This is a genomic window from Octadecabacter arcticus 238, from assembly GCF_000155735.2.
In the GTDB taxonomy this organism is placed as follows: domain Bacteria; phylum Pseudomonadota; class Alphaproteobacteria; order Rhodobacterales; family Rhodobacteraceae; genus Octadecabacter; species Octadecabacter arcticus.
This window is the reverse complement of the sequence record NC_020908.1, coordinates 2,924,188-2,949,268: the sequence shown is the minus strand read 5'-3', so window position 1 is coordinate 2,949,268 and position 25,081 is coordinate 2,924,188. Positions and strand designations below refer to the sequence as shown.

The 25,081-nt window shown below is 57.2% G+C and carries 27 protein-coding genes, 1 tRNA gene and 1 pseudogene; 17 read left to right on the top strand and 12 right to left on the bottom strand.

Annotated elements, in window-relative coordinates; translation table 11 throughout:
• Positions 1–78 precede the first annotated feature (78 nt).
• From rpoD to ribD, 6 genes are all read left to right on the top strand, one after another.
• A complete protein-coding gene (gene rpoD / locus OA238_RS15230; protein ID WP_015495859.1) occupies positions 79–2,046 on the top strand; it encodes an RNA polymerase sigma factor RpoD in 1,968 nt (655 codons plus the stop codon).
• A 171-nt stretch (positions 2,047–2,217) separates the two neighbouring features.
• Entirely contained in the window at positions 2,218–2,628 is a 411-nt protein-coding gene (locus OA238_RS15225; RefSeq protein ID WP_044036935.1) for a secondary thiamine-phosphate synthase enzyme YjbQ, read from the top strand.
• Positions 2,625–4,181 (top strand): zinc-binding metallopeptidase family protein, encoded by a 1,557-nt coding sequence (locus tag OA238_RS15220; RefSeq protein WP_015495857.1) that lies wholly within the window; start codon positions 2,625–2,627, stop codon positions 4,179–4,181. The genes OA238_RS15225 and OA238_RS15220 overlap by 4 nt, the downstream gene beginning before the upstream one ends.
• Positions 4,178–4,612: a hypothetical protein gene (locus OA238_RS15215; protein WP_015495856.1), complete on the top strand. Its 435-nt coding sequence runs from the start codon at positions 4,178–4,180 to the stop codon at positions 4,610–4,612. The genes OA238_RS15220 and OA238_RS15215 overlap by 4 nt, the downstream gene beginning before the upstream one ends.
• Positions 4,613–4,745: 133 nt before the next feature.
• Positions 4,746–5,213, top strand: a complete 468-nt coding sequence (nrdR, locus tag OA238_RS15210) for a transcriptional regulator NrdR (protein WP_015495855.1) — start codon at positions 4,746–4,748, stop codon at positions 5,211–5,213.
• Between the two features lie 23 nt (positions 5,214–5,236).
• On the top strand, positions 5,237–6,316 hold the full coding sequence (ribD, locus tag OA238_RS15205) for a bifunctional diaminohydroxyphosphoribosylaminopyrimidine deaminase/5-amino-6-(5-phosphoribosylamino)uracil reductase RibD (protein WP_015495854.1): 1,080 nt from the start codon (positions 5,237–5,239) through the stop codon (positions 6,314–6,316).
• A 26-nt stretch (positions 6,317–6,342) separates the two neighbouring features.
• Here the strand turns inward: ribD and OA238_RS15200 are convergent.
• From OA238_RS15200 to OA238_RS15190, 3 genes and pseudogenes are all read right to left on the bottom strand, one after another.
• Positions 6,343–8,374 (bottom strand): annotated as a pseudogene (locus tag OA238_RS15200) (capsular polysaccharide biosynthesis protein).
• On the bottom strand, positions 8,374–9,504 hold the full coding sequence (locus OA238_RS15195) for a polysaccharide biosynthesis/export family protein (protein ID WP_015495853.1): 1,131 nt from the start codon (positions 9,502–9,504) through the stop codon (positions 8,374–8,376). Before OA238_RS15195 ends, OA238_RS15200 begins: the two are co-directional and overlap by 1 nt.
• Before the next feature lie 174 nt (positions 9,505–9,678).
• Positions 9,679–10,965, bottom strand: a complete 1,287-nt coding sequence (locus OA238_RS15190) for a capsule biosynthesis protein (RefSeq protein ID WP_015495852.1) — start codon at positions 10,963–10,965, stop codon at positions 9,679–9,681.
• Between the two features lie 151 nt (positions 10,966–11,116).
• Here OA238_RS15190 and OA238_RS15185 point away from each other — a divergent pair, with 151 nt between their 5' ends.
• The 7 genes from OA238_RS15185 to OA238_RS15160 all read left to right on the top strand — a co-directional run bounded on the left by OA238_RS15185 (position 11,117) and on the right by OA238_RS15160 (position 14,944).
• Positions 11,117–11,725, top strand: coding sequence for a riboflavin synthase (locus tag OA238_RS15185; protein ID WP_015495851.1), 609 nt, complete (start codon positions 11,117–11,119; stop codon positions 11,723–11,725).
• Complete coding sequence (locus tag OA238_RS32870; RefSeq protein WP_187293058.1) at positions 11,725–11,877, top strand: hypothetical protein; 153 nt, start codon at positions 11,725–11,727, stop codon at positions 11,875–11,877. The genes OA238_RS15185 and OA238_RS32870 overlap by 1 nt, the downstream gene beginning before the upstream one ends.
• A gap of 21 nt (positions 11,878–11,898) precedes the next feature.
• Positions 11,899–12,135, top strand: coding sequence for a hypothetical protein (locus OA238_RS15180; protein ID WP_015495850.1), 237 nt, complete (start codon positions 11,899–11,901; stop codon positions 12,133–12,135).
• Between the two features lie 139 nt (positions 12,136–12,274).
• A complete protein-coding gene (ribB, locus tag OA238_RS15175) occupies positions 12,275–13,423 on the top strand; it encodes a 3,4-dihydroxy-2-butanone-4-phosphate synthase (protein WP_015495849.1) in 1,149 nt (382 codons plus the stop codon).
• Positions 13,423–13,962 (top strand): 6,7-dimethyl-8-ribityllumazine synthase, encoded by a 540-nt coding sequence (locus OA238_RS15170; RefSeq protein WP_015495848.1) that lies wholly within the window; start codon positions 13,423–13,425, stop codon positions 13,960–13,962. Before ribB ends, OA238_RS15170 begins: the two co-directional genes overlap by 1 nt.
• Entirely contained in the window at positions 13,959–14,459 is a 501-nt protein-coding gene (nusB, locus tag OA238_RS15165) for a transcription antitermination factor NusB (protein ID WP_015495847.1), read from the top strand. Before OA238_RS15170 ends, nusB begins: the two co-directional genes overlap by 4 nt.
• A 140-nt stretch (positions 14,460–14,599) precedes the next feature.
• The gene (locus tag OA238_RS15160) at positions 14,600–14,944 is read left to right on the top strand and encodes a hypothetical protein (protein ID WP_015495846.1); all 345 of its coding nucleotides are present in this window, start codon (positions 14,600–14,602) and stop codon (positions 14,942–14,944) included.
• A gap of 270 nt (positions 14,945–15,214) precedes the next feature.
• Here the strand turns inward: OA238_RS15160 and OA238_RS15155 are convergent, their stop codons facing one another.
• Both OA238_RS15155 and OA238_RS15150 read right to left on the bottom strand, forming a co-directional pair.
• Positions 15,215–15,631: an SRPBCC family protein gene (locus OA238_RS15155; RefSeq protein WP_015495845.1), complete on the bottom strand. Its 417-nt coding sequence runs from the start codon at positions 15,629–15,631 to the stop codon at positions 15,215–15,217.
• On the bottom strand, positions 15,628–15,945 hold the full coding sequence (locus OA238_RS15150) for an ArsR/SmtB family transcription factor (RefSeq protein ID WP_015495844.1): 318 nt from the start codon (positions 15,943–15,945) through the stop codon (positions 15,628–15,630). Before OA238_RS15150 ends, OA238_RS15155 begins: the two co-directional genes overlap by 4 nt.
• An 84-nt stretch (positions 15,946–16,029) precedes the next feature.
• Between OA238_RS15150 and OA238_RS15145 the strand changes: the two genes are divergently transcribed.
• Positions 16,030–16,506: an MmcB family DNA repair protein gene (locus OA238_RS15145; protein WP_015495843.1), complete on the top strand. Its 477-nt coding sequence runs from the start codon at positions 16,030–16,032 to the stop codon at positions 16,504–16,506.
• Here the strand turns inward: OA238_RS15145 and OA238_RS15140 are convergent.
• The gene (locus OA238_RS15140) at positions 16,503–17,318 is read right to left on the bottom strand and encodes a DMT family transporter (protein WP_015495842.1); all 816 of its coding nucleotides are present in this window, start codon (positions 17,316–17,318) and stop codon (positions 16,503–16,505) included. The genes OA238_RS15145 and OA238_RS15140 overlap by 4 nt on opposite strands.
• A gap of 60 nt (positions 17,319–17,378) precedes the next feature.
• Positions 17,379–17,570, bottom strand: coding sequence for a DUF6324 family protein (locus OA238_RS15135; RefSeq protein WP_015495841.1), 192 nt, complete (start codon positions 17,568–17,570; stop codon positions 17,379–17,381).
• A 161-nt stretch (positions 17,571–17,731) separates the two neighbouring features.
• On the opposite strand from OA238_RS15135, the gene OA238_RS15130 reads away from it, so the two are divergent.
• Both OA238_RS15130 and OA238_RS15125 read left to right on the top strand, forming a co-directional pair.
• A tRNA-His gene (locus tag OA238_RS15130) sits at positions 17,732–17,808 on the top strand.
• Between the two features lie 86 nt (positions 17,809–17,894).
• Entirely contained in the window at positions 17,895–18,905 is a 1,011-nt protein-coding gene (locus tag OA238_RS15125; RefSeq protein WP_044036932.1) for an AbrB family transcriptional regulator, read from the top strand.
• Here OA238_RS15125 and OA238_RS15120 read toward each other — a convergent pair.
• The 5 genes from OA238_RS15120 to OA238_RS15100 are packed head-to-tail and all read right to left on the bottom strand — an operon-like array spanning position 18,902 to position 23,307.
• The gene (locus OA238_RS15120) at positions 18,902–19,204 is read right to left on the bottom strand and encodes a DUF4387 family protein (RefSeq protein WP_015495839.1); all 303 of its coding nucleotides are present in this window, start codon (positions 19,202–19,204) and stop codon (positions 18,902–18,904) included. The two genes, OA238_RS15125 and OA238_RS15120, sit on opposite strands and share 4 nt — an antisense overlap.
• Complete coding sequence (locus tag OA238_RS15115) at positions 19,197–20,540, bottom strand: acyclic terpene utilization AtuA family protein (RefSeq protein WP_015495838.1); 1,344 nt, start codon at positions 20,538–20,540, stop codon at positions 19,197–19,199. The genes OA238_RS15120 and OA238_RS15115 overlap by 8 nt, the downstream gene beginning before the upstream one ends.
• A gap of 2 nt (positions 20,541–20,542) precedes the next feature.
• Entirely contained in the window at positions 20,543–22,075 is a 1,533-nt protein-coding gene (locus tag OA238_RS15110) for a tripartite tricarboxylate transporter permease (RefSeq protein WP_015495837.1), read from the bottom strand.
• Between the two features lie 9 nt (positions 22,076–22,084).
• Entirely contained in the window at positions 22,085–22,528 is a 444-nt protein-coding gene (locus tag OA238_RS15105) for a tripartite tricarboxylate transporter TctB family protein (protein ID WP_015495836.1), read from the bottom strand.
• The gene (locus tag OA238_RS15100) at positions 22,528–23,307 is read right to left on the bottom strand and encodes a Bug family tripartite tricarboxylate transporter substrate binding protein (RefSeq protein ID WP_015495835.1); all 780 of its coding nucleotides are present in this window, start codon (positions 23,305–23,307) and stop codon (positions 22,528–22,530) included. The genes OA238_RS15105 and OA238_RS15100 overlap by 1 nt, the downstream gene beginning before the upstream one ends.
• 321 nt (positions 23,308–23,628) lie before the next feature.
• On the opposite strand from OA238_RS15100, the gene tnpC reads away from it, so the two are divergent.
• Complete coding sequence (gene tnpC, locus OA238_RS15095) at positions 23,629–25,044, top strand: IS66 family transposase (protein WP_015495834.1); 1,416 nt, start codon at positions 23,629–23,631, stop codon at positions 25,042–25,044.
• Positions 25,045–25,081: the final 37 nt, after the last annotated feature.

Genomic DNA, 25,081 nt, shown 5'->3' with positions numbered 1-25,081 from the left:
ATTCATTTCTAACCGAATCACCCGAATCAGGGAACGCGCGCTGGGCGCGCCTCGCTGACCGTCGAAGGGAACATGACTATGGCCGCCAAAGACACCAACGCTCAACGGGACGACGCAGACCATTCCTTGGATATGAGCCAAGCTGCCGTCAAAAAGATGATCGCAGAGGCGCGTGAGCGCGGCACGATCACCTACGATCAGTTGAACGCGGTGCTGCCGCCCGATCAGGTGTCTTCGGACCAAATTGAAGACGTGATGTCGATGCTCAACGAGATGGGCATTCAAGTGACCGAAGAAGAAGAATCCGAAGAAGTTGACGACGACGGAACGTCAAAAGAATTGGCAACAGTGGCCGGTCGGCGCGATGTTATTCTCGGCGGTGCCGAGGCTGAAAAGCTGGATCGCACTGACGATCCTGTACGCATGTACCTGCGCGAAATGGGCTCGGTCGAATTGCTGTCGCGCGAAGGCGAAATCGCGATTGCCAAGCGTATTGAGGCGGGCCGCAACACGATGATCCTCGGGCTTTGTGAAAGCCCACTGACGTTCCAAGCGATCACGATCTGGCGCGACGAATTGCTGTCCGAAGACATTTTGCTGCGTGACGTGATCGACCTTGAGACAACATTCGGCGACCAGTTGGCCGAGGAAACCGGCGAAAGTGCTGTTGTGTCCGCTGCACCTAGCGCTGAGAAAAGCGAAGAAAAGCAAGATCTTGATGCAGACGGCAAACCGATTGCCAAAGACGATGATGATGATGAGGAAGAAGCCGCAAACCTGTCGCTTGCCGCGATGGAAGCACAGCTGAAGCCGCAGGTTCTGGACACGTTGGAAGTGATCGCCAAGGGCTTTGCCAAACTGTCGGATATGCAGGATTCGCGGATGTCCGCGACGCTGAACGAAGACGACAGTTTTTCCGGCAAGGAAGAAAAGAAATATCAGAAGTTGCGGTCCGAAGTCGTAGCACTGGTGGTTTCGCTGCACCTGCACAACAACCGGATCGACGCGCTGATTGACCAGCTTTACGGCATCAACCGCCGTATCATGCAGATCGATTCAAACATGGTTAAGCTGGCCGACCAATCGCGCATCAACCGTCGCGAATTTGTTGATGCCTACCGCGGTCGTGAACTTGATCCTACATGGCTTGAAGAAATGGGCCAAAAGGCTGGACGCGGTTGGCAGATGCTAATCGAACGGTCTACCACGAAAATCGAAGAACTGCGCGCCGAGATGGCGCAGGTCGGTCAATACGTCGGCGTCGATATTTCCGAATTTCGCCGCATCGTGCAGCAGGTTCAAAAGGGCGAGAAAGAAGCCCGTCAGGCCAAGAAAGAAATGGTCGAAGCCAACTTGCGTTTGGTTATTTCGATTGCGAAGAAGTACACGAACCGCGGCCTACAATTCCTTGATCTTATTCAAGAAGGTAACATCGGCCTGATGAAGGCTGTGGATAAGTTCGAGTACCGGCGCGGTTACAAATTCTCGACCTATGCGACATGGTGGATCCGTCAGGCGATCACGCGGTCGATTGCGGATCAGGCCCGCACGATTCGTATTCCGGTCCACATGATTGAGACGATCAACAAATTGGTCCGTACAGGTCGCCAGATGCTGCACGAGATTGGCCGCGAACCGACGCCGGAAGAACTGGCCGCCAAGCTGCAAATGCCGCTTGAGAAGGTACGTAAGGTGATGAAGATCGCCAAGGAGCCTATTTCGCTTGAAACCCCGATTGGTGACGAAGAAGACAGCCAACTCGGTGATTTCATTGAAGATAAAAATGCGGTGCTGCCGCTGGATTCTGCGATTCAGGAGAATCTGAAGGAAACCACGACACGGGTTTTGGCGTCGCTAACGCCGCGTGAAGAACGGGTGCTGCGGATGCGGTTTGGTATCGGCATGAACACCGATCACACGCTCGAAGAAGTCGGTCAGCAGTTCAGCGTGACGCGCGAACGTATTCGTCAGATCGAAGCAAAGGCGCTGCGCAAGCTGAAGCATCCAAGCCGGTCCCGCCGTTTGCGTTCATTCTTGGATCAATAACTCTATTTGGACGATTTCTAATTGTCTGCGGTATGGGGCGAGGTTTGCAAAGGCCTCGCCCTTTGTCGGCCAGAACACCAAGAAAACGCTGATTAAACGGGTTAAGCGGTGATTTCGAAATCTAGCGCGCAAACACTTGCTTTGACGGAGCTGGGCAGAGACACTTGCCCCATGGAATGGCAGATCAAGACGTCTGGTGCGGGGCTGTATGAGTTTACGCGCGACGTGGCCGCAAAGGTCACAGGGACGGGTGTGTTGACGCTGTTTGTGCAGCACACGTCCTGTTCCCTTTTGATCCAAGAGAATGCTGACCCCGAAGTCCAAACTGATCTGGCTGCGTTCTTTGATCGGTTGGTGCCGCCGTCGGATCATCCGCGCATGTCCTATCTTAGACATACTTATGAAGGACCTGATGACATGCCAGCCCATATTAAGGCCGCGATGCTGCCAACCAGCTTGCAAATTCCCGTGATTTCAGGGGAAATGCAGCTTGGAACTTGGCAGGGAATATACATTTTCGAACATAAAACCGTTCCGCATCTGCGTCGCGTTGTGGGCATGATGGTGGGTGCGGTGAGATGAGCGTTTCTGCGGCCCAAAAGACTGCCCTTGCGTGGGTTGAAACAGCGCGTGACGTGTTGTCTGCCGATTGCGCCCGGATATTTGAGTTCGCTGAACCGGCGTGGCGTGAATACCGATCCAGCGCTTGGTATGTCGAACGGCTGCGCGCCGAGGGGTTCACCGTCGAAGACGGCAGCGGTGGCATGCCGACCGCGTTTTGCGCTGAATGGTCAAATGGTGCAGGCCCCGTTGTGGGCATGTACGCGGAATACGATGCGGTGCCTGGAAACTGCCAAGCGGCGGGCGTTCATCAGGCCCCACGTGTCGGGTTAAGCGGCCATGCCGCTGGCCATACGGATCCGCATTCTGCGCTGGGGATCAGTGGGTTAGGTGGCCTGCTTGCGACCAAAGCGACGATGGAACTGCACGGGATAAAAGGCGGGTTACGCTTTACCGGTGAGCCCGCTGAAAAGGTGCGCGGCTCCAAGCCGATCCACGCGGCGCGGGGGTATTATGATGGTCTTGCGGGCATGCTGTCGTTCCATCCGTTCTACATGCTGCCGATGTGCAATACGGTGCGCTGGGACACGCATTGTGGCGCGGCCTATTCAATGATTTATCGGTTTATCTGCGACGCGCCGCATCTTTTTGGAGCCTCAGATGGCGCGCCGATCCCACAAAGCCACAGCGATATCCGCGCGCCGGGGGCGAACGACGCACTGGTGATGATGTATAGCCAAGCGCGGATGCTGCGCGACAGCATGCTGCCGCATGTGGGTGGCTGGTCGATTTCCGAGGCGATCCTGAGCACTGGGCAGGCGACGGCGGACAATCTGTCGGCTGGCCTCGCCGAGCTGCAATATATGATGCGCGTGCCGACGGTCGCGATGGCCGAACAGGTATCTGCGCGGCTGGACGCACTGGCGGAAAATATTGCAGGCCTGACGGGGTGTCGGGTTGAACGCCACTGGGTTTGCAAATCACGACCCGGATTGGCGAACCACGCAATGGCATCTATGGTTTGGGAGCAAATTCAACATGTGGGCGCGCCTGTATGGGATCGCGACGCGAAAGACTTGATGCGACAGGTACAGCAAAACTGTGGAATTACGCCTGACGAAAACCCAGTATTGCCTGCCTGCGAAACGCTGATTTCGCCGCAAGACGCTGAGGCGATCCTGCGCGAGACGCTGCCACCAAACCAACGAAATTCAACGTCCGACGATTACACCGATATGACGTGGCACACGCCGACCGCGCGGTTCTATATTGCGCGACCTGCCCTAAAGGGCGGACCCTATCCAGCTTGGGCAATGAACGCGCTTGGTGGCATGGCGCAGACGATTGACCCTATGGTTCAGGTGGCTGCGAAGGTGCTGGCGTGTTCGGCGTTGCGACTGCTGCAAGACGGGGAGGCGCGCGCTGCAGCAACCGAAGAATTTAACCGCCGCAAAGCCGAACACGACATCCCGCCGCTTTGTGATTATCCTGCACCAACGCAGTTTAAATGGCCCGAATATGTGCAAACATCGCGTGGTATGGACTGGCATATTCCAACATCGGAGGTCCCATGAGACTAATTTTAGCCCTAATAACTGTGACAAACCCCGCTTGGGCCGCGTGCGCGAGCGATGAGCGCACGTTCATGTCCTGCACCTTTGCCAATGGCAAGGCTGTTGAGGTTTGCATGACCGATAACGTCGCCCGTTACAGTTTTGGGCGACCCGGGCAAACGCCGGAATTGGCGCTGTCGTTGCGGTTCGGGCAGGGGGCGGAGTTTGTGCCTTGGAACGGCATCGGGCGCACCATCTCGGAGGCGGTGCGGCTGACAAACAATGACGTCACATACGAGGTTCACGGCGGGCTTGATAAGTTTGAGGCGTTCGAGGACGATCCCAACGATGATATCTATCCGCTGTTTGGCGGCATCTATATTGAAGACCGTCAGGGCAAAGAACTGGCGTACCTGGAATGTATTCCCAGCACCGTCACCTATGCGTATTAGCGCCAAACTGTGGCTGATCCGACTCATGATCTAGTGGTGTGATTTGCCCCCTACCCAAAACCTATCCTGCCACCTATAATGACTGTGGATAAATGGGGCAAAAGACCCCACAGGCAGATGACGAGGACAGTATATGCGGTGCCCATTTTGCGGAAACCTCGACACACAAGTTAAAGACTCCCGCCCCGCGGAAGACCACGTTGCCATCCGGCGGCGGCGGTTTTGTCCTGCGTGCGGCGGTCGTTTTACCACCTATGAACGCGTTCAACTGCGTGATTTGGTTGTCATAAAATCCAATGGTCGGCGTGAAGATTTCGACCGACCCAAGCTTGAACGCTCTGTCCGGATTTCGATGCAAAAGCGTCCGATCGAACCGGAACGCGTCGATCAAATGATATCTGGGATCGTGCGGCGTCTTGAAAGCATGGGCGAAACAGACATCGGGTCAAAACAAATCGGTGAGATCGTGATGGAGGCTTTGGCCCGCATCGACACCGTGGCCTATGTTCGGTTTGCCAGTGTTTACAAAAACTTCCAAGCGGCGGATGATTTTGATAAGTTTGTGAGTGAGTTGCGCCCACAAACCCCACCGGAAGATTGAGCACAGATTTAGACAACCGGTTTATGGGCATGGCCCTGTCGCTTGGGCGGCGGGGCCTTGGTCGTGTTTGGCCCAATCCAAATGTCGGCTGTGTCATTGTGCGCCCGTGCGAAAATGGTGGTCGCGTGATCGGACGCGGTTGGACGGCGGATGGTGGGCGGCCCCATGCGGAAACGCGCGCGCTTGATAGTATCGATGCGGCAGGTGCCACTGCGTATGTGACGCTTGAACCGTGCGCCCATCATGCAAAAACGCCGCCCTGTGTGGACGCGTTAATTGCTGCAAACGTGAGCCGCGTTGTGATTGCAACAGGCGACCCTGACCCGCGCGTGGCGGGCAAGGGGATTGCGATTTTGCGAGCGGCCGGGATCGACGTCATGATTGGTGTGCGCGAGGATGAAGCCCGCGTGGATATGGCGGGTTTTCTGCTGCGTATTACCGAAAACCGCCCCCTCGTGACGCTAAAACTTGCCAGTTCATTCGATGGGCGCATTGCGGCTGCCACTGGTGAAAGCAAATGGATCACCGGCCCGGACGCGCGCCGCAAGGTCCACGCGATGCGCGCGGCGCACGATGCAGTTTTGGTTGGGGCGGGTACAGTGCGCGCGGATGATCCAACATTGACGGTGCGCGAAATGGGCGCGGTGCGCCAGCCTGTGCGCATCGTGGCGTCTGGGCGGCTTGATATGGGTGCTGCAAACCTGTTGGCGACGATTAACTATGCCCCGTTGTGGCTGTGTCATGGGGCGAATGTTGATGCGCAGAAATGGGTTGATCAAGGGGCCAAATCCTTGCCGTGCGATTTGCAGGGCAGGGAGATTGATCCCGTTGATATGATGCATAAATTGGCGGCTGCGGGGCTGACGCGGGTGTTTTGTGAAGGTGGGGGCAGCCTTGCCGCGTCCCTGCTTGGTGCGGGTCTGGTGGATGAGATCGTCGGCTTTACGGCGGGCATCGTGCTGGGGGCGGAGGGCACGCCGTCGATTGGGGCGATGGGGCTGGATCGATTGGCCGACGCGCCGCGATTTGATCTGGTTGAAACCACGCGCATTGGTGCAGATATTATGCACCGCTGGCGTCGCGCCTTATTGTACGCGACTTAAAACTTAACCGTCGGGGCGATCAACCGCTAGCGCCACAAATGCGCGTAGCTGGCAAGCATACCTTGAACTTTCGCCAGCAGGCGATTGGCGCGGGATGGGCGGGGGACTTTGCCGCTTTGCAGTCGGTCAATCACCACGTCTACGGGGCAGGGGCGGCCGCTAACGGGGTCGAAATAGCGGGGGGTAATCAATCAGCACAGCGTGGGTCAATTGCGCGAGTGTCGGCAGGGCTGTGCGGCGTACGATTGGTGTTGCACGGTCGTCCGTCAGGCCCCAGCCTGCGTAAAAGGGCGATCCCAGACAGGTCACGTATTTGCCGCGCAACAAGGCCTCGAACCCGATGGTTGATGTCATGGTCCAGACGGCGTCCACAGCGTCAAGTGCCGCAATAGGGGAGGTCTTGGTGAGCACGATATCCGCGATATCGGCGGCGTCCGGCGCAGCGCCAGTCCGCAGCCCTGCTTCGACATCGGGGTGCGGTTTATAAAGGATCACAGCGGCGGGATTGGCGGCGCGACAGGCCTGTAGCAATGCGCGGTTGGTGGTCACGTCCGTGGTGCCAAGCCGGATAGAGGCATCGTCTTCGACCTGTCCGGGGACCAGGATACGGCGCCCCTTTGGCAGGTCGTTGTGCAGGTTTGTGGCGGTGAGGTTATATTTGCTCAGTCCGGCGCTGGTAATCCGATCAATCAGCATTTCGGCCCGCAAAAGGGCGGCATCGGGCAGCGCGATGCTGGCTTGAATATGGGCCTCCAGACGGCTTGGCTTGTTCGGATCGTAGTAAATGCCGAGATCATCAAGGACCAAAGACAGGGGCGCGATCAGATCGGCCCCAAGGCCGCGCGAGCGCAGGAAACCGTCTTCGACACGCAATGCACTGTCGTGTCCCGTGGCTTTGCCCGCCCAGACCATGCGGCCCCGACCGGTTTTAGCGGCCCGCGCGTCGGCCTTGTCGGGATCGTCTTCAAACATCATTTTACGGTGCTAGCCAAACACCTTTTGTAGTGGTCCACGTTTCCACAATCTCATGCCCGACGCGACCCAGCCAAGGTGGTCGTCGCGCCATGCACGGGTGTGGGCGTGAAGCGTCGTGATGGCAGTTTCAAGGTCGCATAGTTGATTGCGGTAGGGATCGTACCACACCGGATACAGGATCATCGCGCCTGCGAAAAGCTGGGCGCGGGTCAGGTTTCTTTGGCGGCGATCCACGGGCATCCGGTCATCCGTCAGGCCCCAGCCGACGTAAAACGCCTGGCCGAAGACCACCGGTTTGTGGCCCGCCATGATTGCTTCAAACCCGTATTGGGAGGACACTGTATAGACCGCAATGGCCCCGTTGAGCAGGTGATGCGGTGAGATCAGATCGCTAAAGAATGCGACATTGTCCGACAGATCGGCGTCGCGGTAGTGGCCATCGCGATGGCCGTGCGCGGTTTCTGGATGGGTTTTGATCAGGATTTGCGCGTTTGGGTGGTCTTCGCGCGCCACGAATAACATCTCAAGGAAGGTGTTTCGATCTGCGCGGGACGCGGTGACGGACGCATCGCCCGCGGTCTGGTCAATCACCAATACATAGCCCGCATCAGGGGCAGGGGTGTCTGGATCATAGGCGTTGTATTTACTGAGGTGCGCCCGTTTGATCGCGTCGACGCAGTCGCGTGCGCGGTTCAACAGCGCCGTGTCATCCAGCGGATCGTCGCGCAGGATCATTTCCAGATCAGACGGTTTTGTCGGATCGAAATGCACGCCGCGCGTGTCCAGATGCAGACCAAGCGGTGGTTCGCCTTCGCGACCCGGCAAGACCGAGCGTAAAAATGCGTCCTCGACCCTCAACACGGGCGCAGAGGTGCGGTTTGCCACCGCCTCACCGCGCCACGACGTCGGCGATTGGCCCCAAACGCCGATCAGATCATCGCCAGTCGGTTTGCCCAACGATACGTCATATCCCGACAGCGTCAGGATGCGGCGCACACGTTTCTGGGTTAGAAATCCACCGTTATAAACATACAGCCGCCGCGGGGTTGCCCCTGCGGCGGCTGTCGTATTTTGCAAGGTCATCACCCGCCGAGTGCGGCAGCCGTACTGACCGACCCAAGCGTGCCAAAGACAGCCGAGATGGTTTTGTTGAATTGGCTAAACGGTGCTTCGGTTACGTAGACTGTGTCGCCGTCGCGGATCGCGAAATCGCGTGCCATGAACATGCCGTTGGGTTCAGTCAGGTCGAGCACGTAGATGACGCGCTGGGTGCCGATCAAGTCATTGCGGGCAACCAATTGGCTGGCGATTTCAACGGGTTCATTGCGAAATACAAAGACGCCCGTTGGATCAGCGAGGTTGGTGTTCAAGCCACCAACTTGCGCGATGGCTTCGATTGCAGAAATGGTTTGAGATTCAAATGCGACACGGCTTTGAGTGCCTGTTGCGCCAAGGGCGGTAAAACTGCGGGTGTCTTGTTCGACAAAGATCCGGTCGCCGGCGCGCAGAGCGATGTCGTGTCCCGGATGGGCGTAGAGGTCTTCAAACCAGATCTCGCCAGTGTGGTCGCCGCGCACGACGGTCACTTGTGCGATTTCTGGTTGAATGGCCACACCGCCAGCCCGCGCAATCATCGCCGACAGTGTACGGGTCGGGCGTTCAATGGCGTAGACACCTTGGGCGGCCACGGCACCGACGACGGACACAGTCGCACCGTCACCAGCAAGGCGGCGGACCTGAACTTGTGGGTCTGGCGTTTGTTCTTCGAGTTTTTCAGTGATGATGCGGCGGATCGCGTCTGGTGTGTTGCTAGCAGCGCGAATGCGGCCTGCGTAGGGCACGAAGATGAAACCGGAGCCGTCGACTTGTACTTCTTCAAGCACCGTGGCGTTTTGACCGGCGGGCACAAGCAGCGGATCGCGCACATTTTCCCAGATCGTCAAGCCAAGCACGTCACCCGCGCGGATCGTGTCGCTGCCGATTGGACTGGCATCGCGAAAGCCTGCGGAAAATCCGAGGGCGGGGGTGACACTCGCCACCAAATTCACGCGGTCATCAACGACAAGGACAAAGGCGTCGCCGTCTTCCATCACCGATCCGGAAATAATTTCATTCTTCGTCGGTCCTGAGCGCGGTAAACCGCAGGACGCAACAACTGCCAATACAGCAACGAGGGCCACGCCTTTTGTAAGGCGCAATCTTGGGGATTTCACTGCTCCGGTCTCCTCGACCTAATTAAAACTGCCTCAGTCGTCATGTGGGCGAATTTATATTCACCTCACCTTTTGACTGTAATGTACGGGAATCCGTGGCCAAAATCTAGTATAAGGTTGGGGTATGGTGGGGTGTGGCGCACTTGCCATGCCACCCCCTAGGTGTGGTGGTTTTTATTTAACCACACGCAACTGCTGGCGCGGAGGGGCCTGTCCGCTGCGCAACGCATCGTAAGGATCGTTGTGGTCCAGCATCATATCGACCAATTGGCGCATCAACTGGTGACGGCCCCTCGCGGAATAAAACCCACCTGGAACCTGGCTTGTTTCGAGCAAATAGCGGCGGTAGTCCTTAAATGCGCGATTGTCGGGCCGGGCGGGGGCCGCAAAGAACCGATCGACGGGCAATTCAGATACAAATTCCGGTTTGTCATAGACGGCATTGCCGAACACCTTAAGCGGGATACCACGGTGCAACACCCGTTGCGTGGCGGTGGAATTGACCGTCACGGCGGTGCGCGCATGGTCTAGAACCTGTGCCAGTTTGCCGCCACGCACGTAGTGAACACGATCATAGATGTCGTTGTCGCGGGCCAGTTGGCGGATGATTTTACGCAGCGGGCTGCGGCCATTTTCGAGCGGGTGGGCTTTGAACACAAGATGGTGGTGTTGTGGCGCACCCTTGGCGAAGCCTTCGATCACGAGGGCAAGGAATTCTTCCATGCGCGCAAACGGCGAATGCATTTGGAACGAAGAGTCGTGTTCAAGCTGCAGCAGCGCAATGTGATAGGGATAACCGCCATGTTTGATGCGAAAGGTGGCGATGATCCGGTCCAGCGCGATAAACGGCATCAACATCAGGCGGCGAGTATACAGTGCTGTTTCAGCAATCAATGGTAGCTCGCGATGGCGCTGGAAATTGCGGTATTCGCCGTTCCGAAACATCACGAACCAATGATACAATGCGCCGTAAAAAACATGGTGGCGCATGTCGCCCCAGTGGGCCGGTGCCTCAGGCACGTCGAGTTCCGTTTCGGCCAAAGCCTTGCGCATGTCATCGACGCTGGTGTTCATCAGCTTGGAATGGCCGTTGGCGCCGCCACGCTCATAGGTGACCCAGAACGGGCGCATGTAGCCTTCTTCATAGACGTGCACGGTCAGGCCCATTTCCTTGGCCGCGACAACTGCGTCCGCATGGGCGGGCCGCGTGTCACCATAAAGAACAATGTCGGTGATGGATTTGTCTTCGACGATAGCCTTGAACGTTTCAACCCAATCACTGGGATCGCCGCGATAGGGGATGTAGCCCTTGGCCCCGAACCAGAACGCGCGATCGCCTGCATTGAAGCCAACGCGCCAGACATCTGCCCCCGCCGCGCGGAGCATTTTGCCCAGACGGTGGAAGAACGGCCCATGGGGCCCCTGCAAAAACAGGAAAGATCTGGTTGCGTGATCGGTCACTCTGGTCCCATGATATTGTGGCGTTGGTTTCGGAGACATTAACCACTTAGTTTGGCTGAAATATGGCGCGTTGTGTCGCTGTGGTATCTAGCCAGCTTGCCCATGACCATTCAAGGGGCTAGTTCGTGGGGGAATAAGAGAGGGATACACCATGTTTACAGGCATCGTAACAGACGTCGGTCGCGTTTTGGCGCTGGAAAACCGTGGCGATTTGCGGGCACGGATCGCGACGCGTTACGATATTTCCGGAATTGATATTGGTGCGTCGATTGCATCTGATGGCGTGTGTTTGACGGTTGTCGCCAAAGGCGTGGATCTGGATCGCGATTCGCAAGGCTGGTACGATGTTGATATTTCGGCAGAAACAGTCAGCAAGACATCGCTTGCAGCATGGGCGGTTGGCAAACGGGTCAATCTGGAACGAAGCCTCAAGGTCGGGGATGAACTTGGTGGGCATATTGTGTCCGGCCATGTGGACGGGGTGGCGATGATCGTGGGAATGGTGGACGATGGCGCTAGCACCCGCGTGACGCTGCAAGCCCCTGATGATTTGGGACGGTTTATTGCGCCCAAAGGGTCGGTTGCCCTGAACGGGACGTCTTTGACCGTGAACGAAGTCGATGGCGCGCGCTTTGGCATCAACTTTATCCCGCACACGAAGTCCGTGACCACGTGGGGCGATGCAAAAGTTGGCGATCCGGTGAACCTGGAGGTGGACACGATGGCGCGCTATGTAGCCCGCTTGCGGGACTATGATTGATGGCGGGCGGCATTCAAAAGATTGGGAAAGCCGGCCGCCCCGCTAGCCGTTTCGTGCTGATGTGCAATAGCAATCTGGAACGCGAATGGGTGCAGGCAGGCCGCATGGCTGGCACCTTGCCCACCGCTGATTATTTCGCGCCCGCCCAATGACAGATAATTTGAGGTATCCCCATGACTGATACAGAAACACCCAAAATCGTGTCCTCGCTAGAGGACGACACTGGCGAGCGGATGGTTGATATTTTGCACCACGCGGACGCAGGGCATTTCACCTACGTCGAATACCACCGCACCAGCGATGAGAGCGACGAGTGGCGACAGGTTGAAGACGACAACGCGAAAACGTACAAAACCAAGTTTGCCGCCTATACCGCGGCCACCCGCAACGTAGAGTGGATGATGGACTGAAGTCGGCGCCGTTGGGTCATTAATGCCACCAGCGGAGGGCTGTGTAATCTGATCTGACGCTAAGTCCTGCGGCGACAGCGCCCCTTTTCAATTGCTCGTCTACAGGCTATTCCGCCTCAATACGGCTGAGAGGATCACCATGAACAATTCGACTGAAAAAACTGGGGCGTTCGAAAATCCCGGCCCCGTTGAAACCGACTGGAAAGACGTGATTTCCAGCATCGAAGACATCATCGACGACGCCCGCAACGGTCGTATGTTCGTGTTAGTGGATCATGAGGACCGCGAAAACGAAGGCGATCTGGTGATCCCTGCACAAATGGCAACGCCGGATGCGATCAATTTCATGGCCACCCATGGTCGTGGACTGATTTGTTTGACGCTGCCAGCGGAGCGGCTGGACGCGTTGGGCCTGTCACTGATGTCGACGCACAATTCATCGCGCCACGAAACCGCATTTACCGTGTCGATTGAGGCGCGCGAGGGCGTGACGACCGGTATTTCGGCCGCAGATCGTGCGCGCACCGTGTCCGTGGCAATTGATCCAACCAAGAGTGCCGCCGACATTGCAACGCCGGGCCATGTGTTTCCGCTGCGCGCCCGCGCCGGTGGTGTGCTGGTGCGTGCGGGTCATACCGAAGCGGCCGTTGATATTTCGCGTCTGGCAGGGCTGAACCCGTCCGGTGTGATTTGTGAAATCATGAATGATGACGGCACGATGGCGCGTCTGCCTGATCTGGTTGCGTTTGCGCAGTTGCACGGGCTGAAGATCGGCACAATTTCTGACCTGATCGCCTATCGCCGCCGCCACGATAATCTGGTGCGCGTGCGCACTGAACAAACCATCACGTCTGAATTTGGTGGCGAATGGCAGATGAAAATCTATGCCGACGAAACCCACGGCGATGAACATGTGGTTCTAATCAAGGGCGACATTTCTGGCGATTCGCCCGTATTGGTGCGTATGCATGCCATGGACGCCATGCTGGATGTTGTTGGCATCGGCCCCGCAGGCCGCACAAACGAATTCGGCGAGGCGATGACGCGCATCGCAGAAGAAGGCCGCGGCGTTGTCGTGCTGTTGCGCGATACGTCAATGAAAATTGTCGCTGCTGATGACGTGTCACCACAGACGTTGCGCCAATACGGGCTTGGCGCGCAAATCCTGTCGTCGCTGGGATTGGGCGAGATTGAGCTTTTGACCAATTCACCCAAACCCAAGATTGTCGGCCTTGAGGCCTATGGACTTGAGATTATTGGCACGCGCAAAATCTCGGAGTTGGGCTAGTGGCAGGCACATCACACTACATCATGCCGCGTGCGGAATTCGACCAGAAGCCAAAGCTGCTGATCGTTATTTCGCCGTATTACAAAGACATCGCCGACAATCTACTGTCTGGCGCGCAAGCCGAGATTGAGGCCGCTGGCGGCACACACGAAACTGTGCAGGTCCCCGGCGCGCTGGAAATTTCGACCGCCATAGGCATCGCCGAACGGTTGGGCAATTTTGACGGCTACGTCGCGCTGGGCTGCGTTATTCGTGGTGAAACGACGCATTATGAAACCGTCTGCAACGACAGTTCGCGGGCGTTGCAAATGCTTGGGCTGCAGGGTTTGTGCATCGGCAACGGGATCTTAACCGTTGAGACGCAAAAACAGGCCGAGGTTCGCGCCGATACGAAAGATCAAAACAAAGGTGGCGGTGCTGCCGCTGCGGCCTTGCACTTGATCGCGCTCAGCCGTAAGTGGGGCGGCGCTAGATCGGGCGTTGGATTCACCAACGATATCCTGATGGCCGCCAACACGGATGGTTCCACCACAGCATGACCGAGTCTCAATCAAATCCGTCAAAATCAAACCTGTCAGGTAATGTTCGACGCAAGATGAAGTCCGCGTCGCGGCTTTATGCGGTGCAGGCGTTGTTCCAGATGGAACATTCCAGCCAGACAATCGAATCCGTAACCCGTGAATTTGAAGACCACCGTTTTGGGGCGGTCTATGAAGGCGATGAATTGGCCGAAGGCGACGTGAACCTGTTCCGTATGCTGGTCGAAACTGCGGTGAACGAACAAACCAAGATTGACCAGATGACTGACCGTGCGCTGGTCGCCAAATGGCCGCTGGGCCGGATCGACCCGACGTTGCGCGCGCTGTTTCGCGCCGCGGGCGTTGAATTGATAGGCCGCGACACACCACCAAAGGTCGCGATCAGTGAATACGTTGATGTTGCGAAAGCATTTTTTGACGGTGGCGAAGAGCCGAAGTTCGTGAATGCGGTCTTGGATCATATGGCCCGTCAGGCAAAGCCTGACAGTTTTAGCTAGCCTCAGGCAAAGCCTGACAGTTTTAGCCAATATTGGGCAAAGCCTGACAGTTTTAAGTAGCATCAGGCAAAGACTGTGGCGTTCTGACACTAACATTTTCTGAATTCGTCCCCACATCAAGCATGTAGGAGGCGGTCCAAATGCCCAATCAAAAAAAACCTAAACTGATCAAGCTTTATATCAAAAGCTGCGCCATTGGCTTTGTGTTGTCGGCGATTTTCGTCGCGGTGATGCTCGGCTTTGACATGATGGGCCTTGGCGGGCTCGTGGTGCGGTCTGACGTCGGATTTGTGGCCGTGTTGATGATGTGGATCTTGAACGGCGTCGTCTTTGCTGGTGTGCAATTTGCATACGTGATCATGAGCATGGCGGATGATGATGACGATGATGACGATGAACCACGCGGTGGCCTTCGTGCCCGCGCGCCTGTGTTTTTAGCAGAACCGATTCCGATCCGCGTAGAAGATGCACGGCGACGTCGCTAGGTCTGCGGCCATTATGATTGGCGATCCATTTTTAGTCCGTGGTGTGTGAAGGTGGCGGGCCCCGCGGCAACCGTAGGGATCTGATTCCGGAGGACCTGTGTGTACAGGTGGTAGCCAGGTAACGAGGCCAGGGCCCCGACAGCGCCAGCCGCCTCGGATTTGCTTAAGGCCGCTGGAATGTGTCCCGTGTTTACGAGAAGAGCAGAAGCCCGCCGCCATTACAGGTAGTGTGGCAGGTGGGCTTCGGCAAGGGGGCACACTCGATTGATCTTAATCGGCGCCGTGAAGTGCATCGCGCAGCTGGGCGAAATGACCGTCCCAGCCTTTGTCGAGCGCGAGTGTCAGGACGAACGCATCTTCGCCAGCAGGCAGTCCTTCGTGCACCAGCGACAGGCGTGTGCCGCCAGCCACATCTTCGAGGGTCCATTTTACAGTGCTGGTCGCGTCGCCCATTGGCGCGATGGTGAAGGTGTATTCAAGGTAGCTATGCGGGGTTGCGGTGATGATGTCGCCCCACATCAGCTTGTCGCCGCTGGTGGTGCCGTACATTGCATAGGCGTCGCCCTGCGCGAGGGCGGTCTTCGGTTTGTGAAACCACATCGCCAGTTTGTCAGGGTCGGTCAGGAACGCCCAAACGTCAGCCTTGGACGCCTTCAGGTAGATGGATTTGTTCAATGTATTGGTCATTTCATATCCTTTTCTATGGCAGTTTTAAGATCGCTTAAACGGTCGTCCCAGAAGACATCAAAGAAGCCAAGCCAGTCACGAATAGGTGCAAAAGCGTTTGGATTGAGCGTGTTGTAGCGTTCGCGCCCTTGCGCGCGCACCGTGATCAACCCGCCGTCTGACAACACCGTGAGGTGCTTTTTCACAGCTGCACGGGTCATGTCGAAATTGTCCGCGACCTGCGCGATGGTCATATCCGCGCCGCGCAGCATCAGCAGGATGTCGCGGCGGGTTGGATCGGCGAGGGCGCGAAAGAGGGATTGATTACTGGTCATAGCGACTTAATATGATACCAAATAGTATCATGTCAAGTTTTAACTTCTCTTGACGGATGTTCACGCATTGTTCATGTTCGAGGAATGCATGAAGAAGCCACCCCACTTGATCTCTCAATGTACCAACCCGGTCAACTGCTGGCGCGGGGTGTGTGCCGCCATCTTCGCAGTTTGGATTTCGTGTGCGTTGAAGAACTGGTGCCAACGCGGGGACTGCGGGTTGATGTGATGGCACTGGGATCAAAGGGAGAAATCTGGATTGTTGAGTGCAAATCGTCGCGGGCTGATTTTCAGTCAGACCATAAATGGCAGGGTTATCTGGAATGGTGTGATCGGTTTTTCTGGGCGGTAGACGGCGATTTTCCAACGGAACTGCTGCCCGATGAAACGGGCCTGATCATCGCTGATGCCTATGATGGCGAGGTCGTGCGCATGGCCCCCGAGGACAAACTGGCAGCGGCGCGGCGCAAGGTTATGGTGCAGAAATTCGCGCGCACCGCAGCGATGCGTCTGCAATCGTTTCGCGACCCCACGGCGATGACATCAAACGCACTGCTTTAGCGCTGTGACAACGCCAGTGATGCAATCCCGGCGGCGAAAATCACCGCAAGACCCGCGAAACTAATCCAGTCTGGCCAGTCCGAAAATACCAGAAATCCAAGAATCGTGGCGGGAATGAGCTGCGTGTAAATGAGTGGCGCAATAACGCTTGAGGGGGTTGTTTGGCTAAGCTTGACCAGCAGCAGATTGCCGAACGCAGATCCCATGGCACTGATCGCCACGAGGACAAATGCCGCCAGCGTGAGGCGATCGGGACGCGCCGCCAATCCGAAAGGTGCGAGCATGATACCCCCCAGAACCAGCTGTGAGATCAGCAAAAGGCGCGGTCGGTACAAAGGCGCGATCCAGCGTGTCGAGACCACGTAACAGCCATGAAATATCCCCGCGAGGACGGCAAACCCCATGCCAACAGTCACGCCGAAACCGGGTTTAACGACCAGAAGTACGCCAAGAAAGCTGACGCCCAACAAAACCGTGCGGGCCAGCGTGATCCGTTCCTTGAGGAGCCAGCCTGACAAAGCGTAAGCCACAATCGGGCCCACGAAAAATGCACCGAACGTGTCAGCAACGGGTTCGGTGCGCAGCGCCGTCAGGATCAGGCAAATCCCGCCCATAATGAACAACGCGCGCAGCCAGACACGCGGATCACGCAGGGCAGGGGCGTCAACGTGGGTTAGCCCGCAAAACGGCAACAATACAACCGACGCGAGGGCAAAACGTGTCCATGCAATGAAAATTGGGCTGATGCCATTCTGCGACAAGACCTTGGCCGCAACATCCCCGCCGACGATTAATGTCATGGATGTCAGCATAATTGCCCCAACCCGCCACAACGCTGCCGTCGGCGCCACGGTCGGGGCCGCAATCGGCATTTAGCGTGTCTTGACGAGGCGGGCAGCTTTGGCAGCGGCCTGAATTTCTTCTGCGATTTCGTCAGCTTCTTCGGGGGTGAAATCCATCGGGATTTCAATGCCTTTGCCTTCAATGAACAGCCGGACCTGACCTTGATCCGTCGGACCGATTTGCAGATTTGCTTCGATGTCGCGTTCGTCGTTAATGCCCATGGTGATAATCCTTTGGCTAAGCTAGTGCTCGCTCTACCCTGCAGGCATGCGCAATGGCAAGTCTGGCGCAGGCCTGCGGGTGGTCTTGCGGCAAAATCTGGCGCCGACTGCTGCCATAAGCACTTGCAATCGCGCGCTTGCCTCGCTAAATCGTCGCTGATGCCGCCTTAGCTCAGTTGGTTAGAGCGCTGGTTTGTGGAACCAGAGGTCCCCCGTTCAAGCCGGGGAGGCGGTACCATCCCCCCTTTGTCACGCAGTTTGGTTTTGTCGTACCGTTTGGTTGGGCCCCCTTTTATTAGCGGCTGTGTCATGCGACCAAGCGCTATGGCATTGTTTGTAACTCTCGTGATTTCCGGCCTCGGTGTGGCGACATTTATGGCGCTTGCGTTGCCGTTGCCGTGGCTGCTCGGCCCGTTGCTGGGGTGTTTGATTGCGGCGCTGTTTGGCGTGCGGCTTCAGGGGGCACCAAAAACCGGCCAAGTGATGCGCACGATTTTGGGGGTCGCGGTCGGGGCCACGATTACGCCCGCGCTGTTTGCGCAACTGGGCACGTTGATCTGGACGCTGGCATTGATGCCGCCTTTGGTGATTTGCGTTGGCGCTGTGGGCTATCCGCTGTTTCGCAAAGGGTTCGGGTTTGACCACCCGACCGCGTTTTACGCGGCGATGCCCGGTGGTTTGCAAGACATGCTGTTGTTTGGCGAAGAAGCGGGTGGCGACGTGCGTGCGCTGTCATTGGTTCACGCGACGCGGGTGTTGATCGTGGTGATGGTGTTGCCGATCGTGTTCGCCTTTTTCTATGGCGTCGATATGAGCCAACCCGTTGGTGAGCCGTTCTTGTCTGTGCCGTGGACCCAGTTGTTAATCCTTGCTGCTGCGGGCCTAGCCGGATGGCGCATTGCGGCGGCGTTTGGTCTGTTTGGCGCGTCCATATTGGGGCCATTGTTCCTGACGGCGGCGTTTTCGCTGGCGGGATTTATTCACCACCGCCCCCCAGCCGAGGCGATCCAAGCGGCGCAATTTTTCATCGGCTTTTCCATTGGCGTCAAATACGCAGGCATTTCATGGCGCGAATTGCGGGTCGATGTGACGGCAGGCGTGATTTTCACCGTGCTGAGCCTTTGTATTTCTGCCGTGTTCGCCGCAGTGGTCTTTCGGCTCGGCTGGCTGCCATTTACCGAAAGTGTGCTGGCGTTTTCACCGGGTGGACAGGCGGAAATGGCGATTGTCGCATTGGTTGCGGGGGCGGACGCAGCCGTTGTGGTGGCGCACCATCTGGTGCGGATCGTCTTTGTCATTATTGGTGCACCACTGGTGAACCGCTGGTTTGACTAGTTGATCTCAAGCTCTGCGATGAGCGGTGCCCAACCCGCACCGTGCATATCGCGATCCGTGCGGCTGCCTTGGATGGTCGGGCGCGGCAGGCTGAATTTCACAACATTCAGATCCGCGATATCAAAGCGTTTGATTTGATCGGGTGTGGTGCGGAACAGGGCGGCGACGCGGTCTGTGCTGAGACCTTGGGCAATTTGGGCGTAGGCCGCAGGTGAGCCACAGAAAATATCAATGGTCAGCCAGAACGGGCCTGCGTTTTTGGACCGCACTTTCTGGACGATTTGCGCGACGCTAGACATCTGTGACCACCAGTCGAAATGCGTCCATCGGATCGACCAAAGCCATGACGTGATGCAGGACAAATTTATACGCCGCCCCGCGATCAATTTCCGCCGGAGAGAACGGGAAGGCGAATGTCGGCTGTTCTTCTTCCTGCGTCAGCGGATGGTGTAACAAATAGGGGTTCATCATTTTACCAAGTGTGTTGGCCGTGGCCTGATCGGGTGCTGTGAGGATGGCAAGCACGCCGAGTTCGCTGGCGTCCAACGTGCGCTGTTCCAGCGTGCCAAGGTTGGCGTTTCGCCCGATGATCTGCAGTTCAGCGTGCCATGTGGCGGGGTCTAGTCCCAGTCGGTCTGCGACTTTGGTGGCGTGTTTTGCAATGATGTCATCACACCAGATTTGCGCGTTAGACACGTAGTGTGCGTCGCGCAGCAGGACCATCAGGATCGTCTGAAAGCCTGCAATCCGCGCGCCTTCGAGTTTGACGGTGTAGGTGTCTGACGGTTCCCATTGCGATCCGGTCACGCGCACCGAAGTATCATCGATTGCAGTGTAGGTCGCCCGCGTGACGTCCAGATGACCACCCGGTTCAAACAGGATAAACGGGTCGGAATTTTCGTACAACATATGGGCTGACAATGTGTGCGGGGTCGCTTTTGCCCCGTCCGCCATGGGTGTGACGGTGAAGCCCGTGTCGTCGAAATCCACCAAGATCACGCCAGATTGCGGGTTTGTGGCGCAGAGCGCACCACATTCGCCAATTTTTGCGCCGTGCCACGCAGCGCCCGCGTGGTTGCCATTTTGCAAGGGTAGGGCGGCGATTATGGCTGTGTCGGTCGTACGGCCAGCGATGATGATATCTGCGCCGGTGTTCAACGCTGTTTGGATTTGTTCCGCCCCCGCAAGGGCGACGATATGGGTGCAGTTTTGGATGGTGCCCGCGTCCACGTGCGGTGCCGCTGACAGTGGGCTAAGCGGGGTCTGCGCGATTTTGGCGGGGTCTTGTTCGCTATAGAGCCGCGCAATTTTGGCGCTTTGGCCGAGGTCTGACAGGATCTCGAGTGTGATGTTATACAGCCAGTCAACCGTGCTGTCGGTGCCGCAGGTCCCGGCGGTGCCGATGACCAGCGGACATCCAGCGGCGGCGCGGGCTTCGATCAGGCCCTGCCATTCGATCTTGGTCGATTCGGTTGCGTATTTGCTGACCCCACGCCCTAGATAGGATGGTCCAGAATCTGTGCTGCCACCGTCAATTGCAATAAGGTCGGGCTTCGCCTCGACAGCGCGATTCAACGCCGCCTTGTCATATCCAAGGCCAAGTGCGCCCGACGGGATGAGAATACGGGTTCCCATGTTTAGTCTGACACGCGCTGCGGTTTGCGCAAGATGCGGCGCAGAAACATCGGCGCGACAAAGCCAAGAACCGCGGCGATCAACAGACCGGAGGCGATCATGGATGGGTTAGTTGGGTCACTTGGGCGCGTATAAATGAGGCCCCACGCGCTGCCATCTGATAAGACCATCGCGTCACGCAATGATTTTTCCATTTTTCTGCCCAGCAGAATACCAAGGATGACAGGCACCGTCGGGATATCCATTTTGCGCAACACATAGCCCAACACGCCGAACGCCACGACCAAGATCAGGTCGAAATAGCTGCCCGTCAGCGAAAAGATACCAACCATCGAGATCATGGTGACGGCGGGCATCAGTGCGGCGGGGGGCACTTCGAGGATTTTGACGAAGACTTTGACCATCGGTACGTTCATCGCCAGCAATACGAAGTTGGCGATGAGCAGCGATGCGATGAGGCCCCAGACGACCTCTTTTTCTTCGACAAACAACATCGGGCCGGGGGTGATGTTGAGCGTGACCAGCACTGCAAGCAGCACTGCCGTGGTGCCTGATCCCGGCACGCCAAGCGTCAGCATTGGCACCAAAGCACCGCCCGCAGCGGCGTTATTGCCCGCCTCGGGGGCCGCGACGCCTTTGGGAACCCCTGTTCCAAAGCCGCCCTTTTCGCCTGCGATGCCTTTTTCGGTCACATAGATCATGAAACTGCCCAGAGACGCGCCCGCACCGGGCAGGACGCCACAGATAAAGCCAAGGATGCTTGATCGCAGCATGACCCAGCGGACTTCAAATATGTCACGCCACGGCACCCGGACTTTGCCGAGTTTCACGTTGGATGTGCCAGATTTGCCGTGACTTTCGATGAAGAAGAAAACCTCGGAGACTGCGAACAGACCGACAATGGCGACCAGAAAATCAACGCCGTCATAAAGGTGCAGGTTGCCCCCCGTCAGCCGTGGCGTGCCGGAGTTTGGATCTAGCCCGACCATGGCGATGCCAATGCCGAGGCAGGATGCGAACGCGGCCTTGGCTTGGTTGTTGGAGGCCACACCGCCGAGGGTGCAGAACGCCAGCAGATACAGAGCGAAATATTCACTGGGGCCGAATTCAAAGGCGATGCGCGACAAGGCTGGCGCGAGGATCGCGAGGCCGATTGTCGCGAGAAGTGCGCCTACAAATGAGGCGACGCCTGAGATCACCAACGCATCCGCCGCGCGACCCGCTTTGGCCATCGGGTAGCCGTCAAGTGTGGTCATCATCGCGGGTTCGTCACCCGGAATGTTCAGCAGGATGGACGAAATCCGCCCGCCATACATCGCGCCGTAATAAATCGAGGTGAGCAGCACGAGTGAGGACGTCGCATCAAGGCTGAGAGAGAATGTCAGCGGGATCATGATCGCCACACCGTTGGAGAGCCCAAGACCGGGTAAAGCGCCGACAATTGTGCCGATGAAACAGCCAGCTACGGCCAACATCAGGGTCCACGGGGACAGGGCGATCGAAAAGCCGAGTTGAAGATTCTGAAGAATTTCCATGATGGCACCCTATCCGAAGAAGTCGTGGGGGAAGGCAAACAGACTTAGCCCCAGAGCGAATTTGAACAACACGAACAGGCCGACTGAAATACCGAGACCGTAGATCACCGCGCGCATTGGCGCAGGGGTGATCTGATACGAAATGACCGCGCTTGCGATGGCGGTGGGCACCAAGAAGCCCATGGGCTTCAAGGCATAGGCATAGGCGATTAGCAGGATCGTTGATCCGACGATCGACAAAAAGGACCGCATTTCCGGCCAGTCGGGTTCTTCATCCGGTGAAAACACCATCACGAGTCCGCAAATTGCGGCCACGATACCAACCCCGATGGGGAAAGCTTGTGGGCCAAGCGGGTCTGCAAAGAACGGCTTGGCGATGCCCCGGGCCGCCATCACGTAGATGAACGACCCAAGGATCACGACGGCCCCGAAAATGCGGTCCGAGATACGCATTACTGAATAACGCCAATCTCACGGGACAGTTCTTCGGTGGAGGCAATGACGCCATCAACCCACGCTTGGAAATCGTCCCCAACTTTGGTGAATGGCGCGAGCCCATTTTCCATCATTGCTGTTTTCCATTCATCAGAATCGGCAACCGCTTGCAGGCGCGCGGCCCAAGCGTTGAAGTCTTCGTCAGAAATGTCTTTTGGCACGTACAAGCCACGCCAGTTCACGGCGACCACATCGATGCCTTGTTCAACCGCTGTCGGGATTTCCTCAAAGCCAGGAACGCGTTCTTCAGCGAGAACGGCCAGCACACGGATGTCACCTGATTCGATGAAACCGACAATTTCGGACATGTCGCCTGTCATACCTTGGGTGAAATCGCCGACGGTCTGTGTCACAGCATCTGCGCCGCCATCAACACCGATATACTTGATTTCCGTGATGTCGGTGAAGCCGGCTTCTTGCATGACCATCAGAACTTTGAGGTGGTCGAAACCGCCTGCAGCAGATCCGCCAGCGAAAGCCACGGATGATGGATCAGCGATGATCGCATCAACCATATCGTTCAAAGTCATGAACGGGCTGTCTGCGGCCACAACAATCACACCTGGATCAGCACCGATGGCACCGACGAAATGCACTTGGTCAGCGGTTGCACCGCCGTAAGCGTCTTGTGCCAGACGGGTGGCTGTCGCTTGTGACGCGGCAACAATCAGGTCGGCGTCGGTCTGGCGTTCGTTGACCACGTGGGAAAACGCAAGGCCGCCACCGCCACCTGCCATGTTCGTAACCTGAACAGGGCTGTCGACTTGGCCGATATCAAACAGGATTTTGCCGATCTGGCGGCAGGTAAAGTCCCAGCCACCACCGGAGTTTTGCAGGTGCGATACATTCCGCAGCCATTGCCGATGTTGCGCTGACGCTCAGCGCGACGCTGACAGACAGCGCCTTCATAATAAAATATTTGTAACTCCCAAGCACCCCAGCCGATAACGGGTTTTTGTCAGTTTTGATGTGAGTCTCCTTGGCCATTAGGCGCATGAATTTTCTGTTGTGGTCTGAATTTCGTGGCGCTGTGACGATTTCTCTGAATCATTGGTGGAATGGACCAAGTTACTTCTCTTGAACAACTCCTCGCCACGGCTCTGCGCAGGATCGCCGAGTTGGAAGCCGCGTTGGCGAGCATGGCGCAAGAGAATGCGGATCTGCGGCGTCAGTTGGCTAAGAACAGCAGTAATAGCAGCAAGCCGCCTTCGAGTGATGGGTTGAAGAAACCGGTACCGCGTAGCCTGCGTGGTAAGTCCGGTAAGAAAAGTGGTGGCCAAGTTGGCCACCGAGGCGACACCCTACGTCAGACAGCAACGCCTGACTTTGTGGAGCGACATGAGGCTGAGGCCTGTGGCACCTGTCAGCATGGCTTGACGGCTGGGATGATCAAGGCGGTGGAGAGGCGTCAGGTTTATGACATACCGGTGCCGCGTCTGGAGGTCACAGAGCATCAGGCAGCGATTTATTGTTGTGGCCATTGCCGAGCCACGACGACAGCCACCTTTCCCGATGGCGTGAATGCACACGTGCAATACGGTAAGCGCATTCGGGCGGCGGCGGTCTACTGCAATGTTCAGCAGCTGATCCCCGAGGATCGGGTCTGCCAACTCCTGCGTGATTTGTTTGGTGCCACCAGCCTATGCGCGGCCAGCGTGACCAACTGGGTGAACGGCACAGCGCGTACCTTGGGTGGCGTCGTCGAACACATTCTGGCCCGGCTCAATGAAGGCGGCGTTCGGCATCTGGATGAGACCGGACTTCGTGTTGATGGTAAGCTGCACTGGCTGCACTCAATCAGCGATCTCGCCTTCACGCATTATCGCATCAGCGCCAAGCGCGGTGCTGTTCCATCCTTCCTGACCGGCGGGACAATTGTTCATGACCACTGGAAGTCCTATTACGCCCATATGAGTGGGGTGGACGCGCACGCCCTGTGCGGGGCGCATCATTTACGGGAACTCAAGGCCATCGAAGAAATCGAAAAGGAGCCGTGGGCGTGCGCGATGAGCGTGCTGCTCAACAGCGCCAATCAGCTCAAGTGCGCGGCTCAGGGGCGAGGCGAGACCGAACTCCCCACGTCGGTTCACCACGACATCCTCACCAAATACATGGCGATCCTCACCGAGGGCCTCGCCTTCCATGAGCGACAAGACCCACTGGCTAGACGCACTGGTGCGCGAGGCCGAAAAGCCAGGCGGCCAGGCCATAACCTTCTGGTCCGCTTGCGCGACTACCGTGATGACGTCCTAAGGTTCCTTACGGACTTCACAGTTCCCTTCACCAACAATCAGGCCGAACGGGACCTGCGCATGATGAAGTTGCGCATGAAAATCTCGGGAACTTTCCGCACCCTCGAGGGCGCGCAGGTCTTCGCTGACATCAGATCCGTCATCTCGACGGTCAGAAAACACGGGGGCAATATCCTCGAAACACTCACCCTATCACCACAACAGATCATCGCTCGGCTCTAACGTCGCAAGGGCAACACAAAACCCGATATCCGATGGG